Annotated in this window: 11 protein-coding genes; 8 read left to right on the forward strand and 3 right to left on the reverse strand. The window is 61.5% G+C overall.

Annotation, left to right across the window (positions count from 1 at the left end; all coding sequences use genetic code 11):
* Window positions 1-196 precede the first annotated feature (196 nt).
* From pgi to gorA, 4 genes are all read left to right on the forward strand, one after another.
* Complete coding sequence (gene pgi, locus ACZ9HU_RS10250) at window positions 197-1,726, forward strand: glucose-6-phosphate isomerase (protein WP_476104702.1); 1,530 nt, start codon at window positions 197-199, stop codon at window positions 1,724-1,726.
* A gap of 157 nt (window positions 1,727-1,883) precedes the next feature.
* Window positions 1,884-3,860: an alpha/beta hydrolase family protein gene (locus ACZ9HU_RS10255; RefSeq protein ID WP_476104703.1), complete on the forward strand. Its 1,977-nt coding sequence runs from the start codon at window positions 1,884-1,886 to the stop codon at window positions 3,858-3,860.
* 41 nt (window positions 3,861-3,901) lie between these two features.
* Entirely contained in the window at window positions 3,902-5,902 is a 2,001-nt protein-coding gene (locus ACZ9HU_RS10260) for an alpha/beta hydrolase family protein (RefSeq protein ID WP_476104704.1), read from the forward strand.
* 90 nt (window positions 5,903-5,992) lie between these two features.
* The gene (gene gorA / locus ACZ9HU_RS10265; protein ID WP_476104705.1) at window positions 5,993-7,339 is read left to right on the forward strand and encodes a glutathione-disulfide reductase; all 1,347 of its coding nucleotides are present in this window, start codon (window positions 5,993-5,995) and stop codon (window positions 7,337-7,339) included.
* 203 nt (window positions 7,340-7,542) lie between these two features.
* Here the strand turns inward: gorA and aroB are convergent, their stop codons facing one another.
* Complete coding sequence (gene aroB, locus ACZ9HU_RS10270; protein ID WP_476104707.1) at window positions 7,543-8,649, reverse strand: 3-dehydroquinate synthase; 1,107 nt, start codon at window positions 8,647-8,649, stop codon at window positions 7,543-7,545.
* Window positions 8,650-8,656: 7 nt separating this feature from the next.
* A complete protein-coding gene (locus ACZ9HU_RS10275; RefSeq protein ID WP_476104708.1) occupies window positions 8,657-9,319 on the reverse strand; it encodes a shikimate kinase in 663 nt (220 codons plus the stop codon).
* 147 nt (window positions 9,320-9,466) lie between these two features.
* On the opposite strand from ACZ9HU_RS10275, the gene ACZ9HU_RS10280 reads away from it, so the two are divergent.
* The 4 genes from ACZ9HU_RS10280 to ACZ9HU_RS10295 are packed head-to-tail and all read left to right on the forward strand — an operon-like array spanning window position 9,467 to window position 13,429.
* A complete protein-coding gene (locus tag ACZ9HU_RS10280) occupies window positions 9,467-9,634 on the forward strand; it encodes a hypothetical protein (RefSeq protein ID WP_476104709.1) in 168 nt (55 codons plus the stop codon).
* On the forward strand, window positions 9,631-11,535 hold the full coding sequence (locus ACZ9HU_RS10285; RefSeq protein ID WP_476104710.1) for a hypothetical protein: 1,905 nt from the start codon (window positions 9,631-9,633) through the stop codon (window positions 11,533-11,535). The genes ACZ9HU_RS10280 and ACZ9HU_RS10285 overlap by 4 nt, the downstream gene beginning before the upstream one ends.
* Window positions 11,532-12,431: a tyrosine recombinase gene (locus ACZ9HU_RS10290; protein ID WP_476104712.1), complete on the forward strand. Its 900-nt coding sequence runs from the start codon at window positions 11,532-11,534 to the stop codon at window positions 12,429-12,431. Before ACZ9HU_RS10285 ends, ACZ9HU_RS10290 begins: the two co-directional genes overlap by 4 nt.
* Window positions 12,432-12,481: 50 nt before the next feature.
* Window positions 12,482-13,429 (forward strand): acetyl-CoA carboxylase carboxyltransferase subunit alpha, encoded by a 948-nt coding sequence (locus tag ACZ9HU_RS10295; RefSeq protein ID WP_476104714.1) that lies wholly within the window; start codon window positions 12,482-12,484, stop codon window positions 13,427-13,429.
* A 111-nt stretch (window positions 13,430-13,540) separates the two neighbouring features.
* Here the strand turns inward: ACZ9HU_RS10295 and ACZ9HU_RS10300 are convergent, their stop codons facing one another.
* Entirely contained in the window at window positions 13,541-13,723 is a 183-nt protein-coding gene (locus ACZ9HU_RS10300) for a Flp family type IVb pilin (protein WP_476104716.1), read from the reverse strand.
* Window positions 13,724-13,797 lie beyond the last annotated feature (74 nt).

Below are 13,797 nucleotides of genomic sequence, written 5' to 3' on the forward strand. Positions count from 1 at the left end.
GCGCCGCGTCAAGCCATGGATTGGCTGAGCAGGGCATGAACCGTGCATCTTTGGGGCAGGGGAATGGATGCAAAACGTATGCGGGGGCCTGATTCATTCAAAATTGCTGCGCTGCACCCTTGGCCAATTGTCATGCGCAGGGCATAGGCATGACGCATATATTTGATCGCATCTGCAAGACGGGAGTGAAGCGAACATGTCCACCAACCAATCGGCCAAGGCAGCTTGGGACCATCTGGCGGGCTTGCCGCGCCCCACTCTGGCGGAACTGTTCGCTGGTGATGCTGACCGCCTCAGCAAATTGTCGACGCGTTTCGAACTGGGCGAAGGGCTGGGCGGCATCCGCTTTGACTGGTCCAAGATGCACCTTGATGATGCCGTGATCGCCGGTTTTGAGGCTCTGGCCACCGCGCAGGATTTCGATGGCCGCCGCGCGCAATTGTTCGGTGGTGAAAAGATCAACAACACCGAAGGCCGCGCCGCCGAACACACCGCCCAGCGCGGCGTGGGCAAGGACACCAGCGTTGAGGAAGCCCAAGCCCTGCATCAGCGCACGGCTTCGCTGGTCGCCGCGATCCATGAAGGCGCGTTTGGCGAGGTCAAGCACCTGATCCATATCGGCATTGGCGGTTCGGCCCTTGGCCCGGCGCTGGCGATTGACGCGCTGACCCGCGATGGTTGCGTGGTCGAGGTGCATGTCGTCGCCAATATCGATGGTTGTGCGCTTGAGGCCGCCTTTGCCAAGGCCGATCCGGCCACCACGATGATCGCGGTGGCGTCCAAGACCTTTACCACCATCGAGACGATGACCAATGCCAAGTCGGCCCTCAACTGGCTGAAGGAAAACGGCGTCGATGACCCCTATGGCCGCGTGGTTGCGTTGACCGCCGCGCCGGAAAAGGCGGTGGAATGGGGCGTGGATGAAACCCGCATCCTGCCTTTCCCGGAAAGCGTGGGCGGGCGTTATTCGCTGTGGTCCTCGATCGGTTTCCCGGTGGCGCTGGCGCTGGGTTTTGAGGAATTTGCCGAATTTCTGGCGGGTGCGGCCGCGATTGACGAACATTTCGCCAATACGTCGGGCGCGGACAATCTGCCCCTGCGCGCGGCCTTTGCCGATCAGCTCTACACCCGCCTGCGCGGTTGTCAGACGCGCGCCTGCTTTGCCTATGACGAACGCCTCGCGCTGCTGCCCGATTATCTGCAACAGCTTGAAATGGAATCGAACGGCAAGAGCGTGACCTTTGACGGCGCGCCGCTGGATGGTCCTTCGGCGCCGATCACCTGGGGCGGCGTGGGCACGGATGCACAACACGCCGTGTTCCAGTTGCTGCATCAGGGCACCATCGTTGTGCCGGTGGATTTCATCGCCAGCATCGCGCCGGGCGATCAGCTTGATCCGGCCCATCACCGCATCCTGTTGATGAACTGCTTTGCGCAGGGCGCCGCGCTGATGGCGGGCAAGGATTCGGATGACAAGTCGCGCGCCTATCCGGGCAACCGTCCTTCGGCGACGATTCTGGTCGATGACCTCTCGCCCGCCAGCCTTGGCGCGCTGATCGCGTTCCACGAACATCGCACTTTTGCCAATGCGGTCCTGCTGGGCATCAACCCGTTTGACCAGTTCGGCGTCGAACTGGGCAAGCAGATCGCCAATGCCATTGACAAGGGCGAGGCCGAATTTGACGCCAGCACCACCGCGCTGCTGGCCGAGGCAGGGTTGGTTTAACCGACACTTTGCCATAATTGATGGAACCAAATCGCGCCATTTCTGAAAAGAGATGGCGCGATTTTTGTATAAATTTTCATTGAGTTGATCGCTTTTTCATGGATATTCTTCATCCGTTTGGGTGACTGAACAGGTTTATCGAAAAAGCGGGGGCTTCATGATCAAATATTGGCGCGGTCGCGGTGTCGGCCATGCGCTGGCGCTTGCCATTCTTTGCGGCGCGGCGGGGCATGTTCACGCGCAAAGTGCCGATCCGGTCAAGAAGCCCGACCTCATTCCGACCGATGCTCTGGCCGAACGGCCCTTTATGTCGACGCCCAAACTGGCGCCCGACGGCCTGCATATTGCCGCGCGCATGAATGTGAAGGGGGCGGAAAATCTGGCCATCCTTGCGGTCAGGGATGAGGCGCCGATCCTGATCCCGATTGGTCAAAAAAAGGGCGACCCGGACCTGCGCTGGTATCGTTGGGCGGGCAATAACACACTGTTGATCAGCGTGGGCAAGCTGGTGCCATGGTATGATGACGAAGCCTTGCTGACGCGGTTGATCGCCTATGACATCACTACGAAAAAGATGACCTTTCTGGGCGATGCGACCGAAGGGTTGACGGGCGACGATGTTCTCTGGGTCGATCCGGAGGGCAAGAGCGTGCTGATGGCCTATCAGGCCACGATCTATCAATATCCCAGCATATGGCGCGTGGATATCGCGACCAACAAACGCAAACTGGTCGAATCGTCACAGGATGGCGTGTGGGACTGGTATGCCGACAATACCGGCGTTGTCCGCGTCGGATACCGGATGAAGGATGGGGGCAAATGGGACATGCTCTATCGCGCCAAGGCCGGGGAGCCGTTCCGCACGGTGGTTCGCGCCAAAAGCCGTGAGGACGAGGACGCACAGATGAGCGCGGTGCATCTGTGGTCCGGGACGGACCTTGGCTATCGCATTCTGAAAAATGAAAAGACCGGGCGCGATGCGCTCTATCGCTATGATTATTCCAAGCGGGAAAGAGGCGAGTTGGTCTTTGAATCGGCGAAAAACGATATCGAGGATTTCGACCTGAGCGAGGACAAGGGCGAATTGGTCGATGTGTCCTATACCGACGATCAATATCGCGTGCATTGGTTCGACAAGGAACTGGCCGAATTACAGGACAGTTTGGACAAATCGGTCGGCAATCGCCGCGCATGGGTGGTGACGCGCAGCCGGGATCGTCAAACGATGATCGTCCATGTCGGCTCCTCCTCGGATCTGGGCAGCTATTATTACTATCAACTGGCCGAAGGGGTGATGCATCGGCTGGCGGCGGTGAATGAAAAGCTGCGTTCGATCAGTTTCGCCGCCCCGCGCTATGTCACCTATAAGGCGCGTGATGGGATGGATATTCCGGCCTATCTGACCCTGCCGGTGGGGCGCGATCCAAAGGGGTTGCCGCTGGTTATCCTGCCCCATGGCGGCCCATATGGTGTGCGTGACCAAGGTGACTTTGACACGGATGTCCAGTTTCTGGCCAATCGCGGCTATGCCGTGTTGCAACCGCAATATCGCGGGTCGAGAAGTTTTGGCGATGATTTTTATCAGAAGGGGCGCGGTGAATGGGGCCGCAAGATGCAGGATGACCTTGACGATGGCATGGACTGGCTGGCCAAGGATGGGGTGATCGATCCCAAGCGGGTTTGCATCGTGGGGTCGTCCTATGGCGGCTATGCCGCGCAATGGGGCGCGATCCGCAACCCGGAACGCTATCGCTGCGCCGCCAGTTTTGCCGGTATTTCCGATATGCCGCGCAGCCTCAAGTTCCAGTTGAGCGACATGACCAATTTGAAGCGCGGGGCGGCCGAATGGAAAAAGACCGTCGTGGGGCCGGAGGATTTTGACCTTAAAACGATCTCGCCTTTGATGTTTGCGGATAAGCTGAAAGTGCCGCTGATGCTGCTGCACGGGGACAAGGATCAGCGGGTGCAGTACAAGCAATCCACGCTGATGGCCGATGCGTTAAAGGCGGCGGGCAAGGATTATGAATTCTATCCCATGCCCGGCGAAGGTCACGGTTTTTCCAAAAGCGTCAATGCCAAGCTTTGGTATGACAAGCTGGATGCGTTTTTGAAGAAGCATAACCCGGCGGATTAAGGGGCGTTGCTGACATCGGGGCGGTTTCAAGGGGTGAACGGATGAAAGTGTCATTGCGGCGGTTGCTGGCGCTGAGTATCTCAAGTGCGTTGTGCTGGACCCATGTTGGCATGGCCCATGCCCAGAGCGTTGCTCCGCCTGATCGTGTTGCACAGGTTCCTGTGGCGGCGGACTATGCCTCTATGCCCTTTGTCACCTTTCCCGTTCTGTCGCCCAATGGCGAATGGATGGCGGGATTGTTCGGCATTGCGGGCGAAAGACAGCTTTGCATGATCAGCCTGTTCGGCACGCTGGCGGATCGCCAATGTGTCGGCATGCCGGACATGACCGATGTTTTTGCGATTGAATGGGTCGGCAATGACAATGTCGTCGCCCGCCTTTCTCAGGCGACAAAGGCCGGCGACGGGACGTCCATGAAGTTTTCCCGGCTGATCGGGTTCAATCGCTTGACCGGCCAATATACGACGCCCTTGCACAATGTGATGGGGCAAAATGCCTCTGATGTCCTGTGGGTGGCGCGTGATGGTTCGCCGATGATTTTGGTGGCGGCCCAGCAATCGATGTTCAATGAAACGGTCGACCGGTTTCGCGGCAATGACAATAGCCGGGAAGCTTTGTTCTGGCCTGCGGTGTTCCGGGTCAATGTCGCCACGGGTGAGGTGCAGAAGGTTCAGGGCGGGATTGAATATGTGCTCGATTGGCGCGCGGATGCTGCCGGGCGGCTGCGCATGGCGGTGGCATATCGCGATGACATCGGGCTGACGGGGGCCTTTTATCGCGGCGAAAAAGAGGATTTGATGCATTCGCTTAAATCCCCCGGCGATGGCAAGGCAATGGCGCTGCCGGAAATTTTTCTGCCCGGCGGTGATCATGCGATCGTCATCCGCAATGCCAAGGATGGCAGTTCCTTGTGGGAGGTCGATCTGAACAGCGGGGCCGACGTGGCCAAGGTTTATGAAGCTCCCCCCGGTCGCACGATTGCCGATGTTCTGGCCAATGCTGACCGGACGGCGTTGATTGGCGTGTCGCTTTCGGGCGGGCGGGACGAAATTGTGTGGCTGGACAAGGATTTGGCCGAATTGCAGGCGAATTTGCAAAAAGCGGTGGGCGAACGACGGGCAAGCATCCTGTCGATGAGCGATGATCGTCAACGCCTGCTGGTGCGGTTGGATCGCGCCGATTCTCCGGGCTCGCTTTTCATGTTCGACTATGCCTCGGGCAAATTGCATGCCTTGGCCAATATGATGGACAGGCTGGGCAATGGGCCGCTCAACCCCGTGCGGGCGGTGCGTTACAAGGCGCGCGACGGGCTGGAAATCGAGGCGATCCTGACCCTGCCCAAGGGGCGTGTAGCAAAGGATCTGCCTTTTGTGGTCATGCCCCATGGTGGGCCTTGGGCGCATGACACGCTGGATTTTGATTATTGGGCGCAATTTGTCGCCAGCCTTGGCTATGGCGTGATCCAGCCCAATTTCCGCGGCTCGGACGGCTATGGCGAGGATTTCCTGAAAAAGGGCGAGGGCCAGATGGGGCTGGCCATGCAGGATGATTTGAACGATGCGCTGGGTTTTGCGGTCAAGGAAGGATGGGCCGACGGCAAACGGGCTTGCCTGATGGGCGGTTCTTATGGCGGTTATGCGACGATGTGGGGGCTGGCGCGGGATCCCGATCTGTGGCGTTGCGGCATTTCCGTGGCGGGGGTTTCCAATCTTCGGCGCGATGTCAATGATATGCGCTCCTATCTCAACAGCCGGACCTATCAGGCCGATTGGAAGAAGATGACGCCTGATTTCAATGCAGTTTCGCCGATCAAGGCTGTGGCGCGAATCAAGGCGCCGCTGCTGCTTGTGCATGGCAAGAAGGATGTCCGGGTCGATTTCCAGCAATCGTCGGATATGGCGTCAAAGATGGAGGGCGCGGGCAAGGTGGTGCAATTCCTGCCCCTGCCCAAGGCCGATCACAATTTTTCGCGTGAGGCGGATCGGCTGGAATTGCTCAAGGCCACCGAGGCGTTTCTGCGCAAATATAACCCGCCCGATTAATATTGTATGCATTGCATACGGTCACTTGGCAAAGCCTAGTTCTGGCCCCATATCGGCGCGGAAATATGTTCCCCCCGGTGGAGTTAGACGATGGCCGAATTTGACTACGACCTGTTTGTGATTGGCGCCGGGTCGGGGGGCGTGCGCGCCAGCAGGATCGCGGCCAGCCACGGCGCACGCGTTGCCGTGGCCGAGGAGTTTCGCGTGGGCGGCACCTGCGTTATCCGCGGCTGCGTGCCCAAGAAACTGCTGGTTTACGCCAGCCAGTTTGCCGAGGAACTGCACGATACGGCCAAGCTTGGCTGGACGCTGGGCGAAAAGAGCTTTGACTGGGCGGCTCTCCGCGATTTCGTCGCCAGCGATGTCGACCGGTTGGAGCGGGCCTATACGTCCACGCTGGACAACAACAAGGTCGATCATTTCCACGAACGCGCCACCATCGCCGGGCCGAACACGGTGCGGCTGGCATCGGGGCGCGAGATCAGCGCCAAATACATTCTGGTGGCCGTGGGCGCTTGGCCGGTGATGCCCGAATTTCCGGGCAATGAACACGCGATCACCAGCAATGAAGTGTTCCATCTGGAGAGCTTTCCCAAGCGCGTGGTGATTCAGGGCGCGGGCTATATCGCGCTGGAATTTGCGGGCATCTTCAACGCTCTGGGCGCGCATGTCACGGTGGTGAACCGTTCGGACAAGATCCTGCGCAGCTATGACGAAAGCCTGACCGACCGCCTGTTGACCATGATGCGGGCGCGGGGCGTGGAATTCCGTTTCAACGCGCCGATTGAAAGCATCATCAAGCAGTCGGACGGCTCGCTCTGCGTCAACACCAAGGGTTTCCTGCCGATTGAGGCGGACGTGGTGCTGGTCGCCACCGGGCGCAAGCCCAAGACGCCGGGGCTGGGGCTGGAAAACGCCGGGGTCGAACTGGGCAAGAATGGCCAGATCCCGGTGGACGAATATAACGCCACCTCCTGCCCCTCGATCTATGCCGTGGGCGACGTCACCGACCGGGTGCAATTGACCCCCGTGGCCATCCGCGAAGGCCATGCCTTTGCCGACACGGTGTTTGGCGGCAAACCCCGCACCATCGCCTATGACCATATCCCCAGCGCGGTGTTCAGCCAGCCGCCCTTGGCCGGCGTCGGCATGACCGAGGCGGCGGCGCGCGCGGCGGGGCACGACATCAAGATCTACACCAGCGATTTCCGCCCGATGAAGAACATGTTCGCCACGCGGGCGGAGCGTGGCTTTTACAAGCTGATCGTGGATACGGCGACCGACAAGGTCATCGGCGTTCACATGATCGGGCCGGATGCGCCCGAGATCTTGCAAGCCGTGGCAATTGCCGTGAAAGCGGGTCTGACCAAGGCCGATTTCGACGATACGGTGGCTTTGCACCCCTCGATGGCCGAGGAATTGGTGTTGATGCGGTAAGAAGCGGGGAAGGGTTTATATCACGAGGGGCTAGCCCCTCGTGGCTCCCCGATACTGTCTTTGTTGCGCTACGGGTTCAACCTTGCGGAAGGAGGCCCCGCCGGAAGCTGTTATTGTCTGCGGCGCTCCCATCTGGCGCTCACGGTTGGGTAGTGCGCGACAATGACAGTAATGGGAGCGCGAGGGTTATGACCTTCGCATTTTCACCCTTCCAATTCTTCCGCCAAAAACGCCGAAACTTCCGCCAAGGTCACATCCTTGGTCAAAAACGTCCCGCCGATCCCGCGCATCAACAGAAACGCCAAGCGCCCCGCATCGACCTTTTTGTCATGCAGCATATGGGCCGCCAATTGCGCCCCCGATACATTCAGCCCCAGCGCCCGCACATCCGCAGGCAGGCCCACGGCAGCGATATGGGCGGCAACGCGCGCTGCCTCATCCGCGTCCATCAGCCCCCGCCGCGCCGAAAACCGCGCCGCCAACACGCAGCCCAGCGCCACCGCCTCGCCGTGCAGCAAGCGGTCGGAAAAACCGGTTTCGGCCTCCAGCGCATGGCCGAACGTGTGGCCAAGGTTGAGCAGCGCGCGCAGGCCCGTGGTTTCAAACTCATCCTGCGCCACAATGCGCGCCTTGGCGGCCACCGAATAGGCCACCGCATATTCGCGCGCCGCCCGGTCGCCCGAGAGCATGGCCTCGCCATTGGCTTCACACCACGCGAAAAATTCCGGGTCGTTGATCAGCCCGTATTTCACCACCTCGGCATAACCTGCGGCCAATTCGCGGCGAGGCAGCGTTTCCAGTGCATCGAGATCGGCCAGCACCAGCGAGGGCTGATGAAATGCGCCGACCAGATTCTTGCCCGCAGGCGTGTTGATGGCGGTCTTGCCGCCCACGCTCGAATCGACCTGCGCCAAAAGGCTGGTCGGAACCTGAATGAAATGGCACCCGCGTTTCAGCATAGAGGCGGCGAACCCTGTCAGATCCCCGATCACCCCGCCGCCCAGCGCGATAATATGGTCACCCCGCTCCACCTCCAGCGCCAGCAGCCCATCGACCACCGCCACCAGATTGGCCCAGCTCTTGGTGCTTTCACCCGCGGGCAGGACATGCCACGCGGCCTTCTTGCCCGCGCGTTCCAGTGAGGCATCGACCGCCGCGCCCCATGCGCCATGGACATTCGCATCGGTAACGATCGGCACGACGGGCTTGCGCAAACGCGCTCCCGCTTCCTGCGCCAGATTGGCAATCAGCCCGGCGCCGACGCGCACTTCATAGGGGCGTCCGGCAATATCGACAGGAATAATCGGCATCGTTCAATCAGCCTTTCGCGCCATGGGCATTAAGCCATTCGTCCAGCGAGACCATCAGGCTGGCCAAAGTGCGCGAATGGGGCACATTGCCGCTCATCACCTTGATCGGGGCCTGCGAATAGAAAGGTTCGCGCGACGATTTGAGATTGGAGAGAATTTCACGCGGGTTGCCGGTTTTCAGCAAAGGCCGGTTGCCCTTGCGCGCCGTGCGATCGACCAGAGTATCGAGTTCCGCGTCCAGCCACACCGCAATCCCGCGCGCCAGAATCAGTTCACGCGTGGCATCATTCACAAAGGCCCCGCCGCCGGTGGACAAAACCTTCAGCCCCGCCTTGCCATTGCCCGCATGGGGCAGCTTCAAACCGCTGGCCGCATCGCCCGGCGTGTTTTCACCCAGCAGGCGGGCAATCACCCGGCGTTCGCCCTCGCGAAAGAAGGCCTCGCCGTAAGTGGCGAAAATATCGGGAATCGGCATATGGGCCGCCTTCTCGATTTCGTCATCGGCATCGACAAATGGCACATTCAGCAAGGCGGCCAGGCGCCGCCCAAGGCTGGTCTTGCCCACGCCCATCATGCCCACCAAAACGATGGGGCGGTCGATATGCGCCAGAACCGCGGCCAGATGAGCGGCCTCTGCTGCGCTTTCGGAAAGAGTGTGATCTTCATCCATTGCCGGGTTGCCTATACTTTTGCTAACCGGCGGCGCAAGCATGGCATGATGCAGGTCGCATTATGGGCCGTTATTTCGAGGATTTTGGATTTGACTGTCACGATCCGGCGCGATGGCGGCAAAAGCAGGGTGACGCAATCAAGGTCTATGGCACGGTCCATGGCCCATTGGGGGTGGTGGCTCCTGCTGGCGATTTTGCTGGCGGGGGGCGTTCTGATTGCGGCATGGATCAAGGGCGGGCCGGTGCAGATGCACGAACAGGCGGTGGAACTATCGGCCAGACAGGTCGGCGTGAACGGACAGGTAGGTCGATGAAAGTGGTTTCAAAAAGCATCCTGTCGCGCGGTGCTGTAACTTTGCTGGGTGCGGGCGGGCTGACGCTGGCGGCGTTGGGTGCCGGGGCGGCCGTGGCACAGAACGGGCCGGAATCGCTGCTGCCCCCCGGATTTGATCGTCCTGCGGCGCGTCCCACCCGTGCCGCCGCGCCTGTGGCCGCGCCGGGACGCCCGGTATCAGCCTCGCCCACGCCCGAACCCACGATTGCGGCGCAGCCGGTTGTGGAAACCCCATCAGGGTTGGGCGCGATTGGTGCGGCAACGGCGGTGGGGCCGGTGGTCCTGCCCGACGGCATCACGTCCTTTGAACAATTGATCGCTTTGCCGCCGGACAAGCTGGATCGCCTGTTGGGCCTGATCCCCAAATATGACATTCCCCCCGGCGCGCAGCGCGCGGTGAAACAGGTCGGCCTGCTCGACACGGGTGAGGGCGGCATGGCCCCCGAATCGCTGGCGGGTCAGAATGTCGGGCTGGTCCGCGCGGTCCTGTCGGGCAATATGGGGCAAATGGTGTCGCGTTGGGGGCATATTCTGGTGCGCCGCGCTCTGGCCTCGCGTCTGGATGCTCCGGCGGAAATGGCGCCCACCGAATTTGCCGCACTGCGCGCCGCGCTTCTGCTGCGCATGGGCGAGGGCGTGGCGGCGCGCGCCTTGGTGCAGGATGTCGATCCGGGCAATTATGATCCCACACTGACGCAAGCGGCGATGGATGCCTATATTGCGACGGGCGATTTCACCGGCTTCTGCCCGGTGATGCAGTTGAACTATTCAGCGCGCGATGATGCGTCATGGATGGTGATGCGCAGCATTTGCCAGACCTATGGCGGGGCCACTTCGACCGGCCAATCGGAACTGGACCGGCTGGGCAAGAGCAAGGTCTTGACCGGCATCGACATGGAACTGGCGCAGAAATATGCCGGGGCCGTGGGCGGCGCGCGGGCGCGGGCGGTCAAGATCGAGTGGGACAATATCGACGATCTGACCCCGATGCGCCATGGGTTGACGCTGGCCGTGGGTTTGGCGCCGCCCGAAACGCTGTTGGCCAAATCGGGGCCGATTTACGCGACGATGACGGCGCTTTCGCCGATGGCGGGCTTGGGCCTGCGTGCGGATGCGGCCGATGTGGCGGGCGCGATGGGCGTGTTGTCGGGCGCGGCAATGGTCGATCTCTACAGCCAGATCTACAACAATGATGACATCACCGGCGGCCCGGCAGAACGCGCGCTTTTGCTGCGCGACGCCTATGTCGGGGTGACGCCTGCGGACCGTATGTCCGCGATCCAGCAATTGTGGGATGGTTCATCCAACCCGATGGCGCGCTATGCGCGCATGGTGCTGACCGCCTATGCGGCGGCGCGGCTGGCCCCCTCGGCGGATTTGAGCGGACAGTCGGGCGATTTGCTGGCCTCGATGCTGTCGGCGGGGCTGGATGGCAATGCGGCGCTGTGGCGGCCGGTGGTCGAGGTCGGCTCGGCGGGCTGGGCGCAATTGGCGGTTGGCCTGCCCATGGGCGGCGAGGTCGATTCGGGCGCGGTGGAAAGCTTTATCGGCAATGACAAATCCGATGGCCAGCATCGCAGCGCCTTGTTGATCGCGGCTTTGTCGGGTCTTGGCCGGATCAAGGACGGCGATCGCGATTCGTTGCTGGGCAAGGTGAATGCCAGCGTGGCGGGCAATACGCGCTGGACCGGCACGATTGATGGCGCGGCCAATGTGAACAATGCCACGCTGGTCGCATTGCTGGCCGGTTTGGGGATGCAGGGGGATAGCTGGGCCAAGATGACGCCGCGCTATCTTTATCACATCATCTCGGCGCTTAACCGTGTGGGCCTGGGGGCCGAAGCCCGCATGATCGCCGCCGAAGCGGTGTCGCGCGGGTGAGGAAACCGCCCAGCGCGGCGGTCGCGGCCTTTCTGGCGATGCTGGCGGCGGAGCGCGGCGCGGCGGCCAATACGCTGGCGGCCTATGAACGCGATTTGCGCGGGGCCGAAGATGTGCTGGGCGATCTGGAGAGGGCCGATGTGGCCGCGCTGGAGCGATTGGCCGCGACATGGGGACATTTGTCCCCGGCCAGCGTGGCGCGCAAATCCTCGGCCTTGCGGCAATTCTACGGTTTCCTGATCGACGAGGGCTGGCGCGAGGATGATCCCAGCCCGGCCTTGCCGCGCGTGGCGCAGCAGCGTCCCTTGCCGCGCATTCTGGGGCATGATGACATCGCCGCCCTGTTCGGGCGGGCCGAGGAGGAAGCAGCGGGCGATAAGCGGGAGCCGTTGCGGACGCTGGCCTGTCTGGAATTGCTCTATGGTTCGGGGCTGCGCGCGACGGAACTGGTGTCTTTGCCGATCAATGCGGTGCCGCGTGATGCCCCTTTCCTGACCATCACCGGCAAGGGTGGGGCGCAGCGCATGGTGCCGATCAGCGCGCGCGCGACGCAGGTTTTGCGGCGATGGATCGCATTGCGGGGGGCGGGCCGGGATTCGCGTTTCCTCTTTCCCTCGACCGGCAAGGACGGGCATCTGACGCGGGTGCGCCTGTTTCAACTGCTGCGGGCCCTGGGGGCGAGGGCGGGGCTGGACCCGACGCGGCTCAGCCCGCATGTGCTGCGCCATGCCTTTGCCACGCATCTGTTGGAAGGCGGGGCGGATTTGCGCGTGGTTCAGACACTTTTGGGCCATGCCGACATTGGCACGACCCAGATCTATACCCATGTCGATGCCGCGCGTCTGGTCGATTTGGTGAACCAACGCCACCCTTTGGCGACCAAGGCGGTTCATTGAAGGCCGAAAGGCTTGCCCAATCCCGCGCATCGCACTAGGGCCTTGTCCCCATGGTTTCCTATCTCGAATTTGAAAAGCCGGTGGCGGCGCTTGACGCCCGCATCAAGGAATTGCGCGCAACGGCGGTGGAGGGCGACCTCGACATCTCCGCCGAGATCGGCAGGCTGGAGCGCAAGAGCGCCGACCTGCTGGCCAGCACGTACAAGGCGCTGACGCCTTGGCAGAAGACGCAGGTGGCGCGCCATCCGATGCGCCCGCATTTCGTCGATTACGTCGAAAAGATCTTCGCCGATTTCGTGCCGCTGGGCGGTGACCGTCTGTATGGCGAAGATCAGGCGATCATTGGCGGCTTTGCCACGTTGAACGGGCGCAAGGTGATGTTGATCGGCCATGAAAAGGGCCACGACACCGCCACGCGCATCAAGCACAATTTCGGCATGGGCAAGCCCGAAGGCTATCGCAAGGCGATTCGCCTGATGGAACTGGCCGGGCGGTTTGGTTTGCCGGTGGTGACGCTGGTGGATACGTCGGGCGCGTTTCCGGGGGTTGAGGCCGAAGAACGCGGTCAGGCCGAGGCCATTGCCCGTTCGACCGAGGCCTGCCTTGCCCTTCGCGTGCCGATGGTGGCCGTGATCGTGGGCGAGGGCGGCTCGGGCGGCGCGGTCGCTCTGGCCAGCGCCGAACGTGTGCTGATGCTGGAGCATGCCGTCTATTCGGTGATTTCGCCCGAAGGTTGCGCCTCGATCCTGTGGCGCACCGCCGAAAAGGCGGCGGATGCGGCCGAAGCGATGAAGGTGACGGCGCAGGATCTGCTTGGCCTCAAGGTCATTGATCGCATTGTGCCCGAACCCATCGGCGGCGCCCATCGTGATCCCGATGCCGCGGCCAAGGCGCTGGGCAAGGCGATTGGCGAGGAATTGGACAAGCTGCTCAAGCTGGATGCCAAGCAGTTGCTGGCCATGCGCGAAGAGCGTTTTCTGGCGATTGGCGCCGAATAAGGCGCCCTATCGTTCGATTACACAAAAAGGGCGCAGCGCGGATGGTCGCTGCGCCCTTTTTGTTGTGCCGATGGCGCGGGCGGATGGCGCCCGTGCCAGCAGCGCCCCGGATCAGTTGGCCGCAGCGTTGGCGGTCGACATCTGCGACGAGGTGGTGTTGAAGGTGCTCTTAAGCTGATTGCCCAGGCCATTCATCGCGGTGATGGCGGCAACGGCGATCAACGCGGCAATCAGGCCATATTCAATGGCGGTGGCGCCGGCTTCGTCGCGGATCAGCTTGTTCAGGAACTTCATGTTTGATCTCCGTTGGTGTCGGACAAACCCCCTTGCCGACAATGGATAGATACAGAGAACCTTTTGATTATGCG

It is taken from the genome of Novosphingobium sp. Sphag1I (assembly GCF_056279125.1).

Excerpts from the sequence above, each read along its gene's own strand:
- ACZ9HU_RS10285 (WP_476104710.1), top strand. The coding sequence starts at position 9,631 with ATGAAAGTGGTTTCAAAAAGCATCCTGTCGCGCGGTGCTGTAACTTTG.
- ACZ9HU_RS10280 (WP_476104709.1), top strand. The coding sequence starts at position 9,467 with ATGGCACGGTCCATGGCCCATTGGGGGTGGTGGCTCCTGCTGGCGATT.
- ACZ9HU_RS10275 (WP_476104708.1), bottom strand. The coding sequence starts at position 9,319 with ATGGATGAAGATCACACTCTTTCCGAAAGCGCAGCAGAGGCCGCTCAT.
- gorA (WP_476104705.1), top strand. The coding sequence starts at position 5,993 with ATGGCCGAATTTGACTACGACCTGTTTGTGATTGGCGCCGGGTCGGGG.
- ACZ9HU_RS10300 (WP_476104716.1), bottom strand. The coding sequence starts at position 13,723 with ATGAAGTTCCTGAACAAGCTGATCCGCGACGAAGCCGGCGCCACCGCC.
- ACZ9HU_RS10295 (WP_476104714.1), top strand. The coding sequence starts at position 12,482 with ATGGTTTCCTATCTCGAATTTGAAAAGCCGGTGGCGGCGCTTGACGCC.
- aroB (WP_476104707.1), bottom strand. The coding sequence starts at position 8,649 with ATGCCGATTATTCCTGTCGATATTGCCGGACGCCCCTATGAAGTGCGC.
- pgi (WP_476104702.1), top strand. The coding sequence starts at position 197 with ATGTCCACCAACCAATCGGCCAAGGCAGCTTGGGACCATCTGGCGGGC.
- ACZ9HU_RS10260 (WP_476104704.1), top strand. The coding sequence starts at position 3,902 with ATGAAAGTGTCATTGCGGCGGTTGCTGGCGCTGAGTATCTCAAGTGCG.
- ACZ9HU_RS10255 (WP_476104703.1), top strand. The coding sequence starts at position 1,884 with ATGATCAAATATTGGCGCGGTCGCGGTGTCGGCCATGCGCTGGCGCTT.